Origin of the sequence: Panacagrimonas perspica, assembly GCF_004364935.1 — a bacterium.
Lineage (GTDB): Bacteria > Pseudomonadota > Gammaproteobacteria > Nevskiales > Nevskiaceae > Panacagrimonas > Panacagrimonas perspica.
On record NZ_SOBT01000012.1, the window covers coordinates 300,157 to 319,560 of the forward strand.

Sequence of the window (19,404 nt, forward strand, 5' to 3'; positions counted from 1 at the left end):
CGCCCCGTTGCGCCGGCTCAGGCCGTCAAAAGTTCCGGAGCGACGGTATCGGTTGCCGTTTCCAGCATCGAATGCGCCAGCGCCTCGCGAATCGACGAGCGCGCGGCCTCGGCCAGCTCTTCGCGGGTGGCGCCCTCCGGCTGCAGCGGCCGGCCGAAGCTGACCTCGACGTCCAGTCCGCGGCAGCGCAGCAGGCGCAGCAGGTGCGAGACGAGGTCGTCGTCGCCGATGAAGGGCGCGATGTTGTGGCCCGCCCGATCCAGCCCGTAGCGCAACGCCACCGGCTGGACCGGTCGGCGGGAATCGATGGCCGCGCAGAACAGGCGCGGATGAAAGGGCAGCACGTCGCGGCCATCGCTCGTCGTGCCCTCGGGGAAGATCGTCACCGCGCCACCGGCTTGCAGAAAGGGCAACAGCTCGTTGAGCAGCGGCCGTGCGCCGCCCTTGCCGCGACGGATGTAGAACGTGCCGGCCGCATCGGCCAGCCATCCGGCCACCGGCCAGTGCTGCACCTCGGACTTCGACACGAAGCGCGTCGAGGCGACCGCGCACATCACCTGGATGTCGATCCAGGAAACGTGGTTGGCCACGATCATGCGGCCCCCTTCCATCGGCACCGCGCCGCGAACACGCAGCCTCATGTTCAGCAGGCCCAGCAGCAGACGCGACCAGTGGCTCGCCATCGGCTCGGGCTTCAGCCTTCGCCAGAAATCCAGGCGCAGCAGCGCGATCATCAACATGCCGTAGACGATCAGGACCAGCAGCGCCGTGCTGCGCAACAGGAACCGGAGCAAGCCGACCTCGGGTCCTTGTCCGAAGCTCATGTAACCCGCGGGGAGCATGCCGATCTCAGGCGTGGCCGGCCGCGAGCGTCTGCACACTGCCGGCCGCGCGTTCGAGGAAGTGCCGTGCGTAGCGCGGATTGAGGTCGGTGACGTTGAGCAGCATGAAGACGTCGGCGCAATTGAATTCGCGATCCCAGTACGCCTCGCCGCAGGCTTTCGCGCCGAGGCTCACGTAGGCCTTCAGCAGCGGCGGCATGCGTACCTTCTCTGCGAGCGTTCCGTCGACGGCCGGCAGCGGGTAGTAGGGCCGCACGCGCTGATAGTCCGGCGACAGGTACTTGCCGCGGATCTGCTGCAGGATCGCGTGCGCCTGCGCGCCGCCGTCCTCCAGCCCGATGCTGGCGCAGCCGAACAGGTAATCGAAGCCGTGCGTCATGACGTGCGCCGCGATGCCCTGCCAGAGCGTCGCGATGACGGCGCCGCTGCGGTACTCCGCATCCACGCAGGTGCGGCCGATCTCGGCCACGCGCCCGGGCAGGGCATCGAGCATCGCCAGGTCGAACTCGCCTGAAGAGTAGAAGCCGCCGGCATTGGGCGCCTTGTCGTCGGTGAGCAGGCGCGTACAGGCCACCAGCCGGCCGTTCTGTGTGTCGAGCACCAGCAGATGGCTGCACCAGGGATCGTACTGGTCGCGGTCGACGCCTTCGGCGCCGCCGTCGATCTGGGCGCCCATCTCGCCCGCGAAGATGCGGTAGCGCAGGCGCTGGGATTCGAGAATCTCTTCTTCGTTGCGCGCAAAACGCACTTCGAAGCGGGGCAGGTCCGAGGACTGCGACTCACGGACGGCGCCGGTGGCGCCAGGGCTCATCTCGATGATGGCGGACATTCGATTTTCCTTTTTCATGACGAGGAAAATCTATGAAAGCCGCGTGTGATCACCGTGAAAGCGCAGTGAAACTTCGGTGACACCGACGCCGCCCGTTCCCGCGATGCGTGCATACTCGGTGTGCCGCCACGCGCGGTGAATATCCACTCGGGAGGTAACGATGATCAGCGTTCGGTCGTGGGGATTGGCTTCAGTCGCGCTATGCGCCGCGCTCGTGCATCAGACGGCGTCGGCAGAGATCGTGGTCGGTGGCGGCGTCGGCATGTCGCAGCTGTCGAAATATGACGATGTCGACGAGGGCACCGCATACCGCGCGTTCGCCGGCTATCGCTCGTCGGACCTCCCGCTCTACTTCGAAGTGCAGTACTTCGATTCCGGCGACATGGATATCGACGATGTCGATGACGTCTCGCTGTCGTTCGATGGCTTTACCGCGGCGGTGGGCTTCCGTCTTCCGCTCAGCGATACCGGCTCCGACATCCTGATAAAGGGCGGCGGCTACATGCAGGACTCGAAGCTCGAAGGCCCGGGTGGCAGCGCCGACGATGACGGCAGCGGCGGCATGCTGGGCATCGGTGGCAACTGGATGTTTACCGAGCACTTCGGGCTGAATCTCGACGTGCAGGTGCTGTTCGGTGTCGAGGACTTCGCAAACAAGGAAGACCTCACGCTCGCAACGGTCGGCCTCGTCTACTCGTTCTACACGGACTGAGAGACTGGCGGCGCGGCTGGGGCGGTAACGCCCCAGCCAGCGTGAGGCTTGCTCGACGTCCAGATGCGTTCGTGCAGCCGGCCCAGCAGCAGCGGGTCGTACAGCAGGACATTGCGCTGCACGTCGTTCAGCGATTCCGGCCCGTCGTTGAGCGCGCGTTCGATCAGCTGCTCGCGTTGTTCGATCAAGGCCGCAGGTCGCCGCGTGCGCGGGATGCCGGCCGTCGACACCAGCGCGTTGGTCACCGGATCGGTGACGGCCTTGCGGAAATCGGCGAGCGGTTCGCGCTCACGTCGCACGGCCATCCACAGCCAGCGCAGTTCACGCGGAGGCATCGACTCCTCCGGGATCAGGAACAGGCGCGCCGAGCGGAATCCGCGTCCCAGACTGACGCGCGATGACCATACCGACAGCGGGATCGCCATGATCAGGCTGCCGACGACGGGCAGCAGCCACCACAGGAACTGCGGCTGCAGCCAGAACACGCCGCCGGCCCACACCAGGCCCAGCAGGCTGCCCATGCCGTGCTTCTCGAAGGCTTCGCGCCATGTGGTCTCGTTGTCACCGCGCGGCGGCGACTTCCATACCAGCTTCCAGCCCAGCAGCGCCCCGAGCACGAACTTGGTGTGGAACAGCATCCGGATCGGAGCCAGCAACGCCGAGAAGAGGGTTTCGATCGCGACGCTCGCCACCAGTCGCAGCGGACCGCCGAAACCACGCAGCTCCGAGCGCTTCACCAGTAGCAGCACGGTGGCGAGGATCTTGGGCAGGAACAGCAGGGTCGCGGTGGCGCCGAACAGGCGGATCGCCCATTCCGGATGCCACTCGGGCCACAGCGGGAAGAGCTGGTAGGGCTCGGGGAAGTACACCGGCTCGGCCATCACGCTGATGCCGAGCAGGGCCGTCGAACAGACCAGGAACAGGAACCACAGCGGCGCCGACAGATAGGCCATGACGCCGGTCATGAACACCGCGCGATGCGCCGGATGCAAGCCCTTGGCGGTGAACAACTGGAAATTCTGCAGATTGCCCTGGCACCAGCGGCGATCGCGCTTGAGTTCGTCGAGCAGCGACGGCGGCATTTCCTCGTAGCTGCCCGGCAGGTCGTAGGCGATCCACACCGACCAGCCAGCGCGACGCATCAGCGCGGCCTCGACGAAATCGTGCGACAGGATCTCGCCGGCAAGCGGACCCTTGCCCTCGATCTTGCCGAGCGCGCAGTGCCGCATGAACGGCGCGACGCGCAGGATCGCGTTGTGACCCCAGTAGTGGCTCTCGCCGAGCTGCCAATAGTGCAGGCCGGCCGTGAACAGCGGACCGTAGATCCGCGTGGCCATCTGCTGGATACGCGCGTAGAGCGTGTCGCGTCCGGCCGCGCGCGGCGCCGTCTGGATGATGCCGGCCTTCGGGTTGGCCTCCATGAGCTGCACGAGGCGCTTGAGGCAGCCGCCGCTCATGACGCTGTCGGCGTCCAGCACGATCATGTAGCGGTACTGGCTGCCCCAGCGTCGGCACCAGTCGGCGACGTTGCCCGACTTGCGCCGGATGCGGTTCGTGCGGCGGCGATAGAAGATATGGCCGAAGCCGTTCACTTCGCGACACAGCTTGAGCCAGGCTTCGAGCTCCGCCACGCGCGTGTCCGCCTCGCTGGTGTCGCTGAGGATGAAGAAGTCGAAGTGCTCGCGTTCGCCGGTGCGGGCGAGCGAGTCATAGGTGCTGCGGATGCCGGCGAACACGCGCGCCACGTCTTCGTTGCAGATCGGCACCAGGATGCCGGTGCGGGCATCCGGAACGATCGGCGCATCCGGCGCCGCGGTCGCGTTGATCGAGTAGCGATCCTTCCCGCGTATCAGTACCCAGAATCCCATCAGCGCAGTCCAGAAGCCCATGCCGACCCAGGCGAACAGGATCGAGTACAGGGTCAGCAGGATCATCTCGAGCCAGTGACTGCCGTGGTACGGCAGGATTGCCGTCATGAAATAGGCGGCGAGCCAAGTCTGGCCGATGACCAGCGCGACCAGGATCAGCCGGCGCAGGCGGGCAGCGCCCTGCCAGTGCAATTCACGTTCGGGATCGGGCACCGGCACGTCGAGCGTGGCGCCTGGCAGGCGGCTGGCCATCAGGCCACGCCGCGGGACTTTGGCGGCCGCGACGCGCTTGGCGATGCGTGCAACGAGATTGGTGTCCCAGGGCAGCGGCGTCATCGATGCACGCGCCAGCGGTGGCATCGTGACCAGACGCGCGTGACCGTGGCGATCGGACTGCAGGACGCTGTCGAGTTCGGCGTCGCCCCGGCGGTGACGTCGGGTCCAGTCCTGCCTCAGGCGGGCTCCGACCGAATTCTGCGGGCCGGCGCCGTCGCGGCCGGACAGCTCGGCGTGGATCTGTGCGAACGCTGCGCCGGTGGTTTCGCCGGCAATGCGCTCGAGGATCGCCGCGCGACGTTCGGTGTCCAGCGGCAGGCGATCGAGATAGTCCGCGATGCGGCCCGCGGCGGGTTCTGCAGAGGTCGCGTCGTCCGCCATCAGGGCGCCAGCAGGTAACTCCAGGTTTCGGTCAACGTGTCCTGGTCGTTCTTGAGGAAGGCGCGGATCTCCACCGGCTTGTCGTCATCAAGCCGGCGGAAGCGGAAGGACAGGCGCCAAGCGCCGGTGACCTCGTTACGGAAGACCTGGCGCTCCATCAGTTCGCCGTTGTCGTTGAACCACATGCCGCCCAGCACCTTGGCGTCGGGCTTGAGCCCGCGCAGCCGGGGTCCGTCGAAATCCACCACCATGCGGATGGAATTGTCCGGCTCGCGCGACCAGCCATGGCCCTTGCGCGACTGCACGGTCCAGCCGGAGTCGGGGCGCGTCTCGTCGTTCTTCTGCCAGGACAGGCGATAGCTGATGTCGAACGGACGTCCCACGGCCGGCGGGTTGTCCGGCACCCAGTAGGCCACGATGTTGTCGTTGGTCTCGTCGGGCGTGGGAATCATCACCAGCTCGACGCGACCGGCGCCCCAGTCGCCCTTGGGCTCCACCCAGGCGCTCGGGCGCAGCTCGTAGCGCGCTTCGAGGTCTTCGTAATGCTCGTACGAGCGATCCCGCTGCATCAGGCCGAAGCCCTTGGGATTCTGCGAACCGAAGGACGTCACGATCAGCCGCTTGGGATTGGTCAGCGGTCGCCAGATCCATTCGCCGCTGCCGCTGTGCACCAGCAGGCCGTCCGAGTCGTGCACTTCCGGGCGATAGTCTTCGGCGTTGGCGCGCTGGTTCTCGCCGTACAGATACATGCTGGTCAGCGGCGCGATGCCGAGCTTGGCCACGTTCTCACGCAGGAACAGCCGCGACTGGACGTCCATCGTCGTGGTCTCGCCCGGACGCAGCTCGTAGCGATAGGCGCCGGTGACACGTCGCGAATCCATCAGCGCATAGATGACGAGGTGCTCGTCCTTGTTGCGCGGCCAGACCACCCAGTATTCGGTGAACGTGGGGAATTCCTCGCCCGAGAGCATGCCGGTGTCCACCGCCAGTCCGCGTGCGGACAGGCCGTAGCGCTGTCCTCGGCCGAGTGCGCGGAAGTAGCTGGCGCCCTGGAAGACCAGGACCTCGTCCTTGTAGTCGGCCTTGTTGAGCTTGTAGTGGACGCGCAGGCCCGCGTATCCGATATCACCGCTGTACTTGCTCGGATCGAGCTGCCCGTTGAGCTTGCCGTAGTCGAACAGGCTCGGCTTGAACAGCAGCGGGCTGACCCCCTCGGAGTGCACGAGGTTGATCTTCACCGGGTATTTGAAATACAGCCCGCTATGGAAGAGCTGCAGCTCGAAGGGCAGGTCGCGGTTGCGCCAGATCGCCTGGTCGGGCTTGAAGCGGATGTCGCGGTACTGGTCGTAGCTCAGGTCGAGCAGCTCCTTGGGGAGCGGTGACTCGGGCGCCTTGTAAGGCTGGGCGGCGAGCGCCTGGGCGCGCTTGGCCACATCTTCGATGTCGAAAGCCTGCGCGGCGCCCGCTGCCGGGACCAGGCAGAGCGCGATGAACAGGTTCTTGAGCCAGATGCGGGTCCGTCTCTGCGGCATTAGCTTGTTTTTTCGATGCGGCGGCGTTGCCGAGCGGTCCGCATTCTATTCGATGGAGCCGTAACGGCGGACGACAAGCTGACCGCGTCCGCCTTGCCTTGAACTGAATGGCCGGCATCGTCGAGCGTGGCCATACGCTCCTGGATGCGTTCCATCAGCCCGACGGCCTCCATCAATTCCGCTCGGGAAAACGCTGCCAGCACCGAAGCGCGCAGTTCCGTCAGGACCTTCTCGATGTCCGCACACAGCGCCCGCGCCGCCGCCGTGAGTTCCACGTGGTACGCACGCCGGTCGCCGGGGCAGTTGCGACGGTGCACCCATCCCTTCTCCACGAGCCGGTCGAGCAGCCGGACCACGGTCGGCGATTCGAGTCCCAGCGCACGCGCGATCTGGACCTGCGTCATCGGCCCGGAGGCCCCGTCGAGCAACAGCAACGGACGCCATTGCGCACTGGACAGCCCCATCGGCTCCATGCGCGCGTCGATCACGTTACGCAGCAGCCAGTAGTTGCGCGGCAGCAGGCTCAGGAACTTTCGTTGCAATTCGGGGACAGTGGGATTCACGTGCCAACCAGTTGGGTAGGTACCTTGACAGTAAGTTAGCAGGCTAATCATTATGACGCTAGCTTTGATCCGGTCTCGTCCGCCATGCCCTCGCCCTCCCTGGTTTCCCGCGGTTCCGCGCGGTTCGTTCTCCTCCTGCTGGTCGGCGCTGTCATGGCGGCCTGTTCGGGCAAGAAGGAAGCTCCACCGCCGCCGCCCTCCGACGTTTCGGTGATCGAACTCAAGCCGCAGGCGGCCCGCGTCACGGTGGAGTACGTGGCGGAGACCGAAGCCTTCAATACCGTCGAGATCCGGCCGCGTGTCGGCGGCCTGCTGGACAAGGTGGAGATCGTCGAAGGCGCCCGCGTGAAGAAGGGCCAGGTGCTGTTCGTCATCGACTCCCAGCCCTACCTGGCCGCACGGGCCGAGGCACGCGCCGCGGTGGCGCAGGCACGCTCCGCCACCGAGCAGGCCGAGCGCGATTTCGAACGCGTCTCGCCACTGGCCGCGATGAACGCGGTCAGCCAGCAGGAGGTGGATGCGGTCAAGGCGCGTCTGTCCGCAGGCAGGGCATCGGTGGACGCGGCCCTTGCCGCGTTGAAGACGGCCGAGCTGAACCTCGACTACACCACGGTTACGGCGCCGATCGACGGCATCGTCGGCCGCGCACAGATCCGCATCGGTGGACTGGTGACCGCCTATTCCACGTTGCTGACCACGGTGTACGACACCGACCCGATGTACGTGAACTTCAGCATCAGCGAACGCCGCATGCTGGAGTTGCAGCACCGCTACGGCATCAATCGCGAGAAGCCCAGCCCCACGGCCGTGTTCCATGTGGTGCTCGCCGACGGCACCGAGCACGCAGGGCCGGTGAAGCTCAATTTCATCGACGCTGCGGTGGATCGCGCCACCGGCACCCTGCCGATTCGTCTGGTTGTCGACAACGAGAAGGGCGAGCTGCTTACCGGCCAGTTCGCCCGCGTTCTGGTCGACACCGATCGCCTCGACAACGCGCTGCTGGTGCCGCAGCGCGCCGTGCAGGAACTGCAGGGGAAGACCTCGGTGTGGGTCGTCGACGCCGACAACAAGGTGCAACCGCGTGACGTCACGATGGGTGCGCGCATCGGCTCCGACTGGCTGGTGCAGCAGGGGCTGAAGGCCGGCGAGCACGTCGTCATCGAGGGCATGCAGAAGCTCAAGCCCGGCGCCCCCGTGAACGCCAAGGTAGCCGACGCTCCGCCACCTGCCGTGGTGCCCAAGGCCGACGAGCCCGCGCCTGCGAAATCCTGAGGCGCACGCCATGGTCAATTTCTTCATCGACCGTCCGATCTTCGCGGCGGTCATCTCGATCATCATCACGATCGCCGGCGCGATTTCGCTGACGCAGTTGCCGGTTGCGCGCTTCCCGCAGATCGTGCCGCCGTCGATCGTCGTGTCGACCAACTTCCCCGGCGCCGATGCCGCCACTGTCGAGCAGTCCATCGCGGCGCCCATCGAGCAGCAGGTCAACGGCGTCGAGAAGATGCTGTACATGAGTTCGAAGAGCGGCAACGACGGCAGCTACGCGCTCACCGTCACCTTCGACATCGGCACCGACCAGGACATCGCCGCGGTGCAGGTGCAGAACCGCGTCGCCATCGCGCAGCGCCAGCTGCCGCAGGAAGTCGTGCGCCAGGGCGTCACGGTGACCAAGCGTCAGCCGCAGATCCTGATGCTGGTGACGCTGCGCGCCACCGATCCGAAATTCGATTACCTGTTCCTGAGCAACTACGCGACGCTGAATGTCTACGACGCCCTCGCGCGCGTACCGGGTGTCGGTCAGGTCATCGTGTTCGGCGCGCGCGACTACGGCATGCGCATCTGGCTCGATCCCGAGAAGATGGCGCGCCTGGGCGTGACCACGCAGGACATCGCCTCGGTGCTCAACGAGCAGAACGTCGTGGCGCCCGCCGGCACTGTCGGCGCGGAACCCGCGCCCAAGGGGCAGGAGAAACAGTACGCGGTCTACGTGAAGGGTCGTCTGACCAGTACGACCGAGTACGAGAACGTGGTCGTGCGCGCCCAGCGTGACGGCAGTCTCGTGCAGTTGAAAGACATCGCGCGCATCGAGCTTGCCGCCACCGACTACAACCGCGCCAACAAGCTCAATGGCGAACCCTCGGCGGGTATCGGCATCTATCAGCTACCCGACGCCAACGCGCTCGACGTGCGCCGCGGCGTGCAGAAGGCGATGGAAGACCTGTCGAAGAGCTTCCCGAAGGGCATCGAATACGCGATTCCGTTCGACATCACGCAGTTCGTGTCCGAGTCGGTCAACGAGGTCGTGCACACGCTGGTCATCGCGACGATCCTGGTGCTCGTCGTCGTGTTCCTGTTCCTCGAGAGCTGGCGCGCAACCCTGATCCCGATGCTGGCAGTACCGATCTCCATCATCGGTGCGTTCAGCGCGTTCGTGGCACTCGGGTTCTCGATCAACACACTGACCTTGTTCGCGCTGGTACTCGCCATCGGCTTGGTGGTCGATGACGCGATCGTCGTCGTCGAAGCAGTCACGGCGAAGATGGATGCCAACAAACGGTTGACCGCGCGCGAAGCCACACGCGAGGCGATGGCCGAAGTCGCGGGTCCGGTGGTGGCCATCGCGCTGGTGCTGTCCGCGGTGTTCATCCCGGCCGCGTTCCTGCCAGGTCTCACGGGCCAGTTCTACCGGCAGTTCGCGATCACCTTGTCGATCTCGGTGCTGATCTCGCTGCTGGTGGCGCTCAGTTTCACACCGGCGCTGTGCGCGATGCTGCTGCGGCCGAGCGAGGAGTCGCACCTGCCGGGCGTGCTCGGCAAGATGTTCGGTGCGTTCAATCGCGGATTCGCGCGTGCGACCGAAAGCTATTCGCGCACGGTGCAGCGTGGTATCCGGCGATCCGCCATCGGCATCGCGGTGTTCGGCGTGCTGACGGTCGCTGCCGGCTGGCTGGTGCTCGCGCGACCAGGTGGCTTTCTTCCCGACGAGGATCAGGGTTACCTGCTGGTGTCCATCCAGTTGCCGCCCGGCGCTTCGATGCAGCGCACCGAGCAGGTGATGCTCAAGTACGACGAGGCCGTGCGAAAGATCCAGGGCGTGGACAACGTCATCGAGATCATCGGCTTCAGCTTCCTGTCCGGCATCACCAACTCGTCATCCGGTACGTCGTTCATCTCGCTCAAGCCCTGGGGCGATCGCGGATCGAAGCATTCGGCGCAGGAGATTCTCAAGGAACTGCAGGCGGCGACGAGCAAGATCACGGACGCCAATTTCCTCGTGATCAATCCACCGTCGATCCCCGGCATCGGCTCGGGCGGCGGCTTCGAGTTCATTCTCGAGGATCGCACCGGCGGCCAGCTTGGCGGCCTCGTCGGCAGCATGGGCGACCTGCTGTCGAAGGCGAATCAGAATCCCGAGCTGACGCGCGTGTTCACCGTCTTCAATCCGAACACGCCGCAGGTCGAGTACGCGATCGACCGTGAACGCGCCAAGACGCTGGGCATCCCGATCTCCGACATCTTCAGCTCGCTGCAGACGTTCTTCGGCGGCAGCTACATCAACGACTTCAACCTGTTCGGTCGCACCTATCGCGTCACCGCGCAGGCCGACGGCCACGCGCGGGCATCGCCCGAGGCGGTCAACCAGCTCTACGTGCGCTCGAAGGACGGCGACATGGTGCCGTTGTCGACGCTGGTTTCCACCAAGATGCGGCAGACGCCGGACTACATCGAGCGCTTCAACATTTTCCGCTCGGTGACGATCAATGGCTCGGGTGCGCCCGGGGTGAGTTCAGGCGAGGCGATGGCCGCAATGGAACGCCTGGCGGCGGACCTGCCGGCGGGATACATGCATGAATGGAGCGGCGTCAGTTTCCAGGAACGGCGCGCATCCGGGCAGGCGCAATACATCTTCGCGGCCAGCGTGCTGTTCGTGTTCCTCGTGCTCGCAGCGCTGTACGAAAGCTGGGTCGTGCCATTCGCGGTGCTGCTCGGCATTCCATTCGCGGTGTTCGGCGCGTTCCTTGCGCTGACATTCCGCGGGTTCGCCAACGATGTGTACGCGCAGATCGGTCTGGTCATGCTGATCGGTCTGGCGGCGAAGAACTCGATCCTGATCGTTGAGTTCGCCAAGCTCGGCTACGAGCGCGGCATGCCGCTGGCCGAGGCCGCGGTGGAGGGCGCCAAGGCGCGCCTGCGGCCGATCCTGATGACCTCGTTCGCGTTCATCCTGGGCACCTTGCCGTTGGTGATCGCCAGCGGCGCAGGCGCCGCGGCGCGGCAGGTGCTCGGCACGACGGTGGTGTTCGGCATGCTGGCCGCGACGCTGATCGGCATCTTCCTGGTGCCGGTGTTCTATGTCGTGATCCAGGGCACGATCGATCGCTTCCGCGGTGGGCCATCTCATCCGCACGCCCCTTCGGCTGAGCGTCCGCAGGAGGCCGTGTCATGAGAGGTCTGCTCGTCAGCGTTGCAGCCATGGCGCTTTCGGCCTGCGCGCTCGGACCCGACTATGCGCGGCCGGACATCGACGTCCCCGCCAGCTTCGGCGAGGCGCCTTCGACGGCGCCCGGATCGATCGCGGACCAGGGCTGGTGGGATCTCTACCGCGATCCGGAACTCAAGCGTCTGATCGCCACCGCCGTCGAGAACAACCTGGACCTGCGTGCTGCGGTTGCGCGCGTCGACCAGGCGCGAGCGGTGTTGGGCTCGACCGGCCTGACCTTGCTGCCGCAGATCGGCATCACCGGCGGCGTCGAGCGAGGCAAGAGCGCGGTAGATGCCAGCGCAGGTGGCGATCGCATCGGGACCACCCGAACCGCGCGGGTGGGTTTGTCGTGGGAGCTCGATCTGTGGGGCCGTCTGCGACGCGAGGACGAAGCGGCGAGCGCCGAACTGCTCGGCGCCGAGTACGCGCGTCGTGGCGTGCTGGTGAGCCTGGTGTCGGATGTGGCGACCGCGTGGTTTCGGCTCGAGAGTCTGGAAGAACAGCTGCAGGTCACGCGCGCCACGCTCAATACCCGCGAGGAATTCCTGAAGCTGACACGAGCGCAGTCGGATCGCGGCGTCGTCAGCGGTCTGGATGTCGCATCGGCGGAAGCGCAGCTGGCGCAGGCGCGCGCGAACATTCCGGACTTCGAGCGCCAGGTGGCTCTGACCGAGCACGCCCTGTCCCTGTTGCTCGGTCGCAATCCCGGGAGCTTCACGCACGGAACGCTGGCGACCGCCAGCACGATGAATCCCGAGGTCCCGAGCGGCCTGCCGAGCAAGTTGCTCGAACGCCGGCCCGACATCCTGCAGGCGGAGCAGGGACTGGTCGCGGCCAATGCGCGCGTCGGCGTGGCCAAGGCGGCGCTGTTCCCGAGCATTTCGCTGACGGGTGGTTACGGATCGCTGAGCGGCGACATGGCCGATCTGTTCACGCGTGGTGCCGAGACGTGGTCGATCGGCGTGGACCTGCTGCAGCCGCTGCTCGACGCCGATCGCAATCTCTATCGCGTCGACCTGGCGGATGCGCGCAAGGCGGAGGCCCTGGCGTTGTACGAACGCGCGGTCCGCAACGGTTTTCGCGAAGTGGCGGACGCGTTGGTCGCGCGCCAGAAGCTGGCCGAGGTCGAGGTTTCGCAGAATCAGTTGGTGGAGGCGCAGCAACGCGCGGAGGAAATTGCGACCGCGCGCTACAAGGTGGGCTATTCGTCGTACTTCGACGTCATCAACGCCGACCGCGACCTGTTCAACGCCAAGCTGGCGCGCGCATCGGCGCGACTGAGCGCACGCCTGTCGACGGTGGACTTGTATCGGGCGCTCGGCGGCGGCTGGGTGGAGCAGGCATCACCGTAGCCCGGACGTTGAATTTCGCGAAGCGAAAGAGCGGGGTTTTCCTCGCAATACGGAGCGCAACCCCGGACTTCGTCCGGGCTACGCTGAGGCAGCGCCGTCCTCGGCTTCCACCGCAGCCGCATCGCGCGGCAGGCCGATGCCTTCGAACAGCGGCCGCACGCGGTTGATCAAGGTGCAGAACAGGTCGGCCGTCATCTCGGCGTCGTAGATCGCCGAGTGCGCTTCGCGCGCGTCGTACGGCAGTCCCGCCGCCTCGGCCGCGCGCGCCAACACGGTCTGGCCGAGCAGGCTGCCGCCCAGGGTGACGGTGTCGAAGCACGAGAACGGGTGGAACGGATTGCGCTTGATGCCGGTGCGCGCGACCGCGGCGTTCAGGAAGCCCAGATCGAAGTGCGCGTTGTGTCCGACCAGCACGGCGCGCGTGCAACCGTTCTCGGAGATCGCCTGGCGGATCGGCTTGAAGATGTGCGCCAGCGCGTCGGTTTCCTTCTTGGCCAGCCGCAAGGGGTTGTCCACCTTGATGCCGTTGACCTCCATCGAGGCCTTTTCCATGTTGGCGCCGGGGAAGGGCTCCACATGGCTGAAGACGGTCTGGCGACGCACCAGATTTCCGGCCTCGTCCACGCCCAGGATCACCGCGGCGATCTCGAGCAGGGCGTCGGTCTGGTTATTGAACCCGCCGGTTTCGACATCCACCACCACCGGAAGGAATCCGCGGAAGCGATGGCCGATGCGGGGCGGAGGAGGAGGGGGAGGGGCATCCATGGGGGCGGCACTATAACCGACGGTCCGGGCGGACCCGGGACCTTGCTGGCGTTTTCAGCCGCTTTTTTGCAGCCCGACACCGTATGGAAGCGCGATCAACCGCCGAGCTTGCTGAGCGCGAAGGCGGACAGGAAACCTGCCACGGTGATCAGGCCCGCCATGTCGTGCGCTTCCTCGAAGGCCTCGGGGATCATCGTATCGGCCAGCATGGCCAGGATCGCGCCCGCCGCGACGGCGGTGGTGGCGGCGATGACATCCGGCGAGAACTCGCGGAACGCGGAGTAGCCCAGCAACGCCGCCAGACCGGACGCCAGCGCGATCCCGCCCCAGACGCCGAAGATGAAGCGCGCGCTGCGTCCTGCGCGCTTCATGCCGGCCGCGCTCGACAGGCCCTCCGGCAGGTTCGACAGGAAGATGGCGATGACCGCGACCATGCTGACGACGCCGCCCTGCAGCAGGCTCAGGCCGATCACGATGGATTCGGGAATACCGTCGAGCAGCGCACCGACGGCGATGGCCGTTCCGCTGCCCTGGCTGTCCTTCTCCGTGGGTTGCAGCGCGCCCGAGCGCTTGCGGTGTTTCGCGCCGCGGCGGGCCAGCAGGGCGTTGCCGCCCGTGAACAGCGCGGCCCCTGCCAGGAAGCCGATCGCGGTCGAGTCGAATCCGCCACGCTCGAAGGCCTTGTCCATCAGTTCGAACGACAGCGCGGAGATCAGCACGCCGCTGCCGAAAGCCATGACGGCGGCGATCACGCGCTGCGGAATGCGGGCGAAGTACCCGATGCCGGCGCCCAGCAGCAGGGCGGAGCCGGCGAGCAGGCCCCAGAAGCCGGCTTCAAGCCAGGTGGGCATGAGGGTGTCGCACGAGGGTGAGGGGCAGGCCGGTCGGGGTCACAGGTGCCCAAGATAGCCTGCGGTCACGGGTATGGAGGGGGTCTCCCGCCATGTGACAACTTGAGACATCCGCCCTGGGGTCCAATAATTCGCGCCCGCTTCGTCGCCCCTTCGGCCCTTCCCTCCATGAGCAAGACCCGCAAAGTCGTCCTCGCCTACTCGGGCGGTCTCGACACCTCCGTCATCCTCAAGTGGCTGCAGGACACTTACCAGTGCGAGGTGGTGACCTTCACCGCCGACATCGGCCAGGGTGAGGAACTCGACCACGTGCGTCCCAAGGCGCAGCAGTTCGGCGTCAAGGAAATCTTCATCGACGACCTGCGCGAGGAATTCGCGCGCGACTTCGTCTTCCCGATGTTCCGCGCCAATGCGATCTACGAAGGCGAGTACCTGCTCGGCACCTCGATCGCGCGCCCGCTGATCGCCAAGCGCCTGGTCGAGATCGCCAAGATCACCGGCGCCGACACCATCAGCCACGGCGCCACCGGCAAGGGCAACGACCAGGTGCGCTTCGAACTCGGCGCCTACGCGCTGTGGCCGGAGATCAAGGTCATTGCGCCCTGGCGCGAGTGGGACCTGAATTCGCGCGAGAAGCTGCTGGCCTACGCCGCCGAGCACAACATTCCGATCGCCAAGAAGAAGGGCGGCGGTTCGCCCTACTCGATGGACGCCAACTCGCTGCACATCAGCTACGAAGGCGGCGGTCTGGAGGATCCGTGGTGGTGCCCGCCGGACGATATCTGGCGCTGGACGAAGAACCCGGAAGACGCGCCCAACGAACCCGAACTGATCACGATCGAATACGTGAAGGGCGATCCGGTTGCGATCAACGGCGAGAAGCTCTCGCCGCACAATATCCTGGCGAAGCTCAACGAGATCGCCGGCAAGCACGGCATCGGTCGCCTCGACATCGTCGAGAACCGCTACGTCGGCATGAAGAGCCGCGGCTGCTACGAGACGCCGGGCGGTACCGTGTTGCTCAAGGCGCATCGCGCGATCGAATCCCTGTGCCTGGACCGCGAGGTCGCGCACATGAAGGATGAACTCATGCCGCGCTACGCCAGCCTGATCTACAACGGCTACTGGTGGAGTCCGGAGCGCAAGATGCTCCAGACGATGATCGATGCTTCGCAGGAGCGCGTGAACGGTGAAGTCCGCCTCAAGCTCTACAAGGGCTCGGTCTACAACGCGGGTCGTCGTTCGCCGGACAGCCTGTTCGACGCGACGATCGCCACGTTCGAGGACGATCGTGGCGCGTACAACCAGAAGGACGCGGAAGGCTTCATCCGCCTGAACGGTCTGCGTCTGCGTACCGGCGCCAAGCGCGACCAGCGCTGAGCGATGTAGCCCGGGTGCAACCCGGGGCTTCTTCTCCGATGTCGGAGGAAAGCCCCGGGTTGCACCCGGGCTACGGGTGCGGTGTGCGACGATCGCATCGCACTTTCCCACGACCTGAACGCATGGCCGTTCACGCACAGCGCCACAGCTATCGGGACGACGCGTCGGTGCCGCGCTTCGACGACGGTCGCCCGATCGTCGTCTTCGACGGCGTCTGCGTGCTGTGTTCGGGTTCGATGCACTTCATCCAGCAGCACGACACGCGCGACGCCTTCCGCTTCGTGCTCGCGCAATCGGCGCTCGGCCAGGCGCTGTTCCGTCACTACGGCCTGCCTGCCGAGAATTTCGACACGGTGTTGGTGCTCGACGATGGCGTGCTGCACACCAAGCTGGACGCTTTCGCAGCCGTGATGCGCCGCCTGCCCGGCGCATGGCGCGTGCTGTCGGCGGCCCGTTTCATTCCCTCGCTGATCGCGGATCTGATGTACGACCTCGTCGCGAAGAACCGCTATCGCTGGTTCGGCAAGCGCGAGGCCTGCCTGATGCCGACGGCGGCGTTGCGTGCACGCTTTCTGCCGGACGGATGGAAGACCGCGCCAGCGTCCTGATCGTCGGCGGCTACGGCGTCTTCGGAGGACGCCTGGCCCGGCTGTTGCTCGCGCGCGGAGACCTTCGCGTCCTGGTCGCCGGCCGATCGCTCGACGCGGCGCGTGCGTTCTGCGCCCAGCATGGCGGCGAGCCGCTGCAACTGGATCGCGACGATGATCCGGCGGCGGTCTTCGCACGCGAGCGCCCGTTCGTCGTCGTCGACGCCGCGGGTCTGTTCCAGTCCTACGATTCGGGCGATCCGTATCGCCTCGCGCGCGCGGCGCTGCTCGCCGGTGCGCACTATCTCGATCTTGCCGACGACGGTGCCTTCGCGGCCGGCATCGTTGCGCTCGATGCGCAGGCGCGCAGTGCACAACGGGTCGCGATCTCCGGCGCCAGCTCGGTCCCGGCGATCTCCTCGGCGGCCGTCACCGCGCTGGCCGCGGGCCTGCAGCGCATCGAGAAGATCGAGACGCTGATCCTGCCGGGCAATCGCGCGCCGCGCGGACTGTCGGTGATGCAGGCGATCCTGGCGCAGGTGGGGCGGCCGCTGAAGCTGTGGCGCGGTGATGCGACGAGCGTCGTCGATGGCTGGAGCGGGCTGCGCCGCGATGGACTGCAACTGCCGGATGGCACGCGCGTTCCGGCGCGATGGTCGAGCTGGATCGGAAGCCCGGACCTGCTGCTGCTTCCACGGCATTTCAACGCGCGTTCGGTGACGTTCCGGGCAGGCCTGGAGTTGCCGCTGCTGCATCTCGGATTGTGGCTGCTGTCGTGGTTGCCGCGGCTGCGACTGCTGCGGTCGCTTGCGCCGTGGGCGCGGGCCTTGCGCTGGATCGCGCAGCAGCTCGAGAGCTTCGGTTCCGATCGCGGTGGCATGCGCGTCGACGTGCTCGGGCGCGAGTCGGGTACGGGTCGCGGCGTTCGGCGGACCTGGACGCTGATCGCCGAAAGCGGTGAGGGTCCGTACGTGCCGGCCATTCCCGCGTTCTGTCTGATCGGGCGGCTGTCGAGCGGCACGCTCGCGGTGGGCGCGCGCCCTTGCGTCGCCGAGTTGTCGATCGACGAGATCGAACAGGCAACGAGCCGGCTTCCGATTCGTTGTGGCCGCGACGAGTCGGCGTGGTACACGCTGTACGAGCGGGCGCTCGGGGCCGAATTCACCCGGCTGCCGCCGCAGGTGCAGGACGGCCACGATGTCTTCGACGTGCGCCGCTTCCGTGGCGAGGCGCGCGTCACCGGCGGTGCGGGCGTGTTGGCGTGGCTGATCGGTCGCGTGATGCGCTTCCCGCCGGCGATCGAACGCACGCCCGTGCTCGTGCGGATGGAACGCTGCGGCGCGAGCGAGCGCTGGACGCGGCAGTTCGGACGGTACCGGTTCGAGTCCGTGCTGAGCGCGGCTGCCGGCGATCCGCTGGGCCAGGTTCGCGAGCGGTTCGGTGCACTGGTATTCCGCCTGAAGGTGCCGGTCGACGAGACGGGCTTGCAGATGCCGATGCTCGGTGCCACGGCGCTCGGCGTGCCCTTGCCACGATGGATCGTGCCGGTGAGCCAGACCCGTGAATACGTCGACGGGCAGGGGCGTTTCTGCTTCGACGTGGACATCAGCCTGCCGATGGTCGGGCGGGTGGTGCGCTACGAAGGATGGCTGCTGCCGGAGTCCGCGCACGGAACGTGCTGACATGCGCCCGGACGGACGTCGGGCTCGAGATCTTTCCTGCGTGGACCACGTTTTTGCCTCGGGAATTCGACGTCCGCAGCGGGATCGCAGTGATCCACGTCCGCGCTCCCGTGAACGTTGGGGCGTGGCCGGATGTCGATGCATCGGTGGGCGGCGCGACGCGCTACCCGCTGCAACACCCCTGGGTTAAGGTCCTCCCATCACGGCTCTCATTTTTCTCACACGCACGATGACCGAAGTTTTCGACGCTCCGCAGATCCAGACCATTCGCGCCAACGGTCTCGAGTTCGCCTATTACGAAGCCGGGCAGGGCCCGCTCGTGCTGTTGCTGCATGGTTTTCCGGATACCGCGCTGTGCTGGCGCCAGGTCGTTCCGCGTCTGGCGGCAGCGGGCTTTCGCGCGGTCGCGCCGTTCCTGCGCGGCTACGCGCCCACGGATCTGGCGCCGGATGGCGACTATTCCCTGCCGACGCTGGGGCTCGACCTGCTCGCACTGATCGAGCACTTCAACAAGGGCGAGAAGGCCTACGTCGTGGGCCACGACTGGGGTGCGCCGATCACGCAGTACGCCGCCAACCTGCGGCCGGATCGCTTCGAGAAGATCGTGGTCGCCGCAGTGCCTCACCTGCGGCGTTTCCTGCTGTCACCGAGCGGGGCGCAGCTCAAGCGATCGCACTACATCTTCAAGTTCCAGTCGCCGTTCTGGGCGGAAAGCCGGCTGCCAGCCAATGATTTCGAATGGGTCGTCGAGAACCTGATCCGACGCTGGTCGCCGGGCTGGAATTTCTCGCTGGGCGACATCGAGCCGATCAAGGCGAATTTTCGCGAGCCGGCACGCCTGAAGGCGGCGCTCTCGTACTACCGGTCGCTCCCCGGGCTGCTGGTGAACCCGTCCGCGCTCAAGGTCGCGTTCTCCGCCGTCAGCGTGCCGACGCTCGCGATCTACGGCACCGAGGACGGTGCCATCGGGCCGGAGATGTTCCAGAAACAGCAGAAGCGCTATCGCGGCCCGTTCGAGCTGTGCGAGGCGACCGGACGCGGACACTTCATGCAGTACGAAGACCCCGAGTGGTTCGCGGATCGCGTGATCGAGTTCTTCAAGGCCTGACCCGCAGCCGTAGCCCGGACGAAGTCCGGGATCCCCGCCCGAATCACCTCCGTCGGACCGCGACCCCGATCGGAAGATCGTCGTCGCCGAGGTCTGCCGGTTGTGACCGGGTAAGACGTCTCCATATTCGAGGGGTGACTGTTTCTTCTCGCCGCCACGACGCGATTTACGGACTTCTGCCTGCCCCCCG

The 19,404-nt window shown here is 66.4% G+C and carries 15 protein-coding genes; 8 read left to right on the top strand and 7 right to left on the bottom strand.

The features are described 5' to 3' along the window. Positions 1–17 precede the first annotated feature (17 nt). Complete coding sequence (locus DFR24_RS22935; protein ID WP_133883794.1) at positions 18–842, bottom strand: lysophospholipid acyltransferase family protein; 825 nt, start codon at positions 840–842, stop codon at positions 18–20. A 7-nt stretch (positions 843–849) separates the two neighbouring features. After that, complete coding sequence (locus tag DFR24_RS22940; RefSeq protein ID WP_246051766.1) at positions 850–1,671, bottom strand: GNAT family N-acetyltransferase; 822 nt, start codon at positions 1,669–1,671, stop codon at positions 850–852. A 160-nt stretch (positions 1,672–1,831) separates the two neighbouring features. On the opposite strand from DFR24_RS22940, the gene DFR24_RS22945 reads away from it, so the two are divergent. Then, positions 1,832–2,383: an outer membrane beta-barrel protein gene (locus DFR24_RS22945; RefSeq protein ID WP_133883795.1), complete on the top strand. Its 552-nt coding sequence runs from the start codon at positions 1,832–1,834 to the stop codon at positions 2,381–2,383. Here DFR24_RS22945 and mdoH read toward each other — a convergent pair. From mdoH to DFR24_RS22960, 3 genes are read right to left on the bottom strand one after another with little or no spacing between them, the layout of a single operon-like run. Next, positions 2,371–4,908, bottom strand: a complete 2,538-nt coding sequence (gene mdoH, locus DFR24_RS22950) for a glucans biosynthesis glucosyltransferase MdoH (protein ID WP_133883796.1) — start codon at positions 4,906–4,908, stop codon at positions 2,371–2,373. The genes DFR24_RS22945 and mdoH overlap by 13 nt on opposite strands. Beyond that, a complete protein-coding gene (locus tag DFR24_RS22955) occupies positions 4,908–6,440 on the bottom strand; it encodes a glucan biosynthesis protein G (protein ID WP_133883797.1) in 1,533 nt (510 codons plus the stop codon). The genes mdoH and DFR24_RS22955 overlap by 1 nt, the downstream gene beginning before the upstream one ends. Continuing rightward, positions 6,440–7,003: a MarR family winged helix-turn-helix transcriptional regulator gene (locus DFR24_RS22960; RefSeq protein WP_162851390.1), complete on the bottom strand. Its 564-nt coding sequence runs from the start codon at positions 7,001–7,003 to the stop codon at positions 6,440–6,442. The genes DFR24_RS22955 and DFR24_RS22960 overlap by 1 nt, the downstream gene beginning before the upstream one ends. Before the next feature lie 153 nt (positions 7,004–7,156). Between DFR24_RS22960 and DFR24_RS22965 the strand changes: the two genes are divergently transcribed. Genes DFR24_RS22965 through DFR24_RS22975 form a run of 3 tightly spaced genes read left to right on the top strand, consistent with a single transcriptional unit; the run spans position 7,157 to position 12,841 of the window. Next, on the top strand, positions 7,157–8,275 hold the full coding sequence (locus DFR24_RS22965; RefSeq protein ID WP_162851391.1) for an efflux RND transporter periplasmic adaptor subunit: 1,119 nt from the start codon (positions 7,157–7,159) through the stop codon (positions 8,273–8,275). Positions 8,276–8,285: 10 nt separating this feature from the next. Further along, positions 8,286–11,453 (top strand): efflux RND transporter permease subunit, encoded by a 3,168-nt coding sequence (locus DFR24_RS22970; RefSeq protein ID WP_133883800.1) that lies wholly within the window; start codon positions 8,286–8,288, stop codon positions 11,451–11,453. Then, a complete protein-coding gene (locus DFR24_RS22975; RefSeq protein WP_133883801.1) occupies positions 11,450–12,841 on the top strand; it encodes an efflux transporter outer membrane subunit in 1,392 nt (463 codons plus the stop codon). The genes DFR24_RS22970 and DFR24_RS22975 overlap by 4 nt, the downstream gene beginning before the upstream one ends. Positions 12,842–12,919: 78 nt before the next feature. Here DFR24_RS22975 and rnt read toward each other — a convergent pair whose 3' ends face one another. Both rnt and DFR24_RS22985 read right to left on the bottom strand, forming a co-directional pair. Then, positions 12,920–13,606: a ribonuclease T gene (gene rnt, locus DFR24_RS22980; protein WP_133883802.1), complete on the bottom strand. Its 687-nt coding sequence runs from the start codon at positions 13,604–13,606 to the stop codon at positions 12,920–12,922. A gap of 95 nt (positions 13,607–13,701) precedes the next feature. Then, complete coding sequence (locus tag DFR24_RS22985; RefSeq protein WP_133883803.1) at positions 13,702–14,457, bottom strand: ZIP family metal transporter; 756 nt, start codon at positions 14,455–14,457, stop codon at positions 13,702–13,704. A gap of 168 nt (positions 14,458–14,625) precedes the next feature. Between DFR24_RS22985 and DFR24_RS22990 the strand changes: the two genes are divergently transcribed. From DFR24_RS22990 to DFR24_RS23005, 4 genes are all read left to right on the top strand, one after another. After that, positions 14,626–15,837 carry an argininosuccinate synthase gene (locus DFR24_RS22990; protein ID WP_133883804.1) on the top strand — a complete coding sequence of 404 codons (1,212 nt, stop codon included), beginning with the start codon at positions 14,626–14,628 and terminating at the stop codon, positions 15,835–15,837. A 122-nt stretch (positions 15,838–15,959) separates the two neighbouring features. After that, a complete protein-coding gene (locus tag DFR24_RS22995) occupies positions 15,960–16,445 on the top strand; it encodes a thiol-disulfide oxidoreductase DCC family protein (RefSeq protein ID WP_133883805.1) in 486 nt (161 codons plus the stop codon). Then, entirely contained in the window at positions 16,421–18,106 is a 1,686-nt protein-coding gene (locus DFR24_RS23000) for an SDR family oxidoreductase (protein ID WP_133883806.1), read from the top strand. The genes DFR24_RS22995 and DFR24_RS23000 overlap by 25 nt, the downstream gene beginning before the upstream one ends. Before the next feature lie 229 nt (positions 18,107–18,335). After that, complete coding sequence (locus DFR24_RS23005; protein WP_133883807.1) at positions 18,336–19,214, top strand: alpha/beta fold hydrolase; 879 nt, start codon at positions 18,336–18,338, stop codon at positions 19,212–19,214. The last annotated feature ends 190 nt before the right edge of the window (positions 19,215–19,404 follow it).

Excerpts from the sequence above, each read along its gene's own strand:
- DFR24_RS22935 (WP_133883794.1), bottom strand. The coding sequence starts at position 842 with ATGCTCCCCGCGGGTTACATGAGCTTCGGACAAGGACCCGAGGTCGGC.
- DFR24_RS22940 (WP_246051766.1), bottom strand. The coding sequence starts at position 1,671 with ATGTCCGCCATCATCGAGATGAGCCCTGGCGCCACCGGCGCCGTCCGT.
- DFR24_RS22945 (WP_133883795.1), top strand. The coding sequence starts at position 1,832 with ATGATCAGCGTTCGGTCGTGGGGATTGGCTTCAGTCGCGCTATGCGCC.
- mdoH (WP_133883796.1), bottom strand. The coding sequence starts at position 4,908 with ATGGCGGACGACGCGACCTCTGCAGAACCCGCCGCGGGCCGCATCGCG.
- DFR24_RS22955 (WP_133883797.1), bottom strand. The coding sequence starts at position 6,440 with ATGCCGCAGAGACGGACCCGCATCTGGCTCAAGAACCTGTTCATCGCG.
- DFR24_RS22965 (WP_162851391.1), top strand. The coding sequence starts at position 7,157 with ATGGCGGCCTGTTCGGGCAAGAAGGAAGCTCCACCGCCGCCGCCCTCC.
- DFR24_RS22970 (WP_133883800.1), top strand. The coding sequence starts at position 8,286 with ATGGTCAATTTCTTCATCGACCGTCCGATCTTCGCGGCGGTCATCTCG.
- DFR24_RS22975 (WP_133883801.1), top strand. The coding sequence starts at position 11,450 with ATGAGAGGTCTGCTCGTCAGCGTTGCAGCCATGGCGCTTTCGGCCTGC.
- rnt (WP_133883802.1), bottom strand. The coding sequence starts at position 13,606 with ATGGATGCCCCTCCCCCTCCTCCTCCGCCCCGCATCGGCCATCGCTTC.
- DFR24_RS22985 (WP_133883803.1), bottom strand. The coding sequence starts at position 14,457 with ATGCCCACCTGGCTTGAAGCCGGCTTCTGGGGCCTGCTCGCCGGCTCC.
- DFR24_RS22990 (WP_133883804.1), top strand. The coding sequence starts at position 14,626 with ATGAGCAAGACCCGCAAAGTCGTCCTCGCCTACTCGGGCGGTCTCGAC.
- DFR24_RS22995 (WP_133883805.1), top strand. The coding sequence starts at position 15,960 with ATGGCCGTTCACGCACAGCGCCACAGCTATCGGGACGACGCGTCGGTG.
- DFR24_RS23000 (WP_133883806.1), top strand. The coding sequence starts at position 16,421 with ATGGAAGACCGCGCCAGCGTCCTGATCGTCGGCGGCTACGGCGTCTTC.
- DFR24_RS23005 (WP_133883807.1), top strand. The coding sequence starts at position 18,336 with ATGACCGAAGTTTTCGACGCTCCGCAGATCCAGACCATTCGCGCCAAC.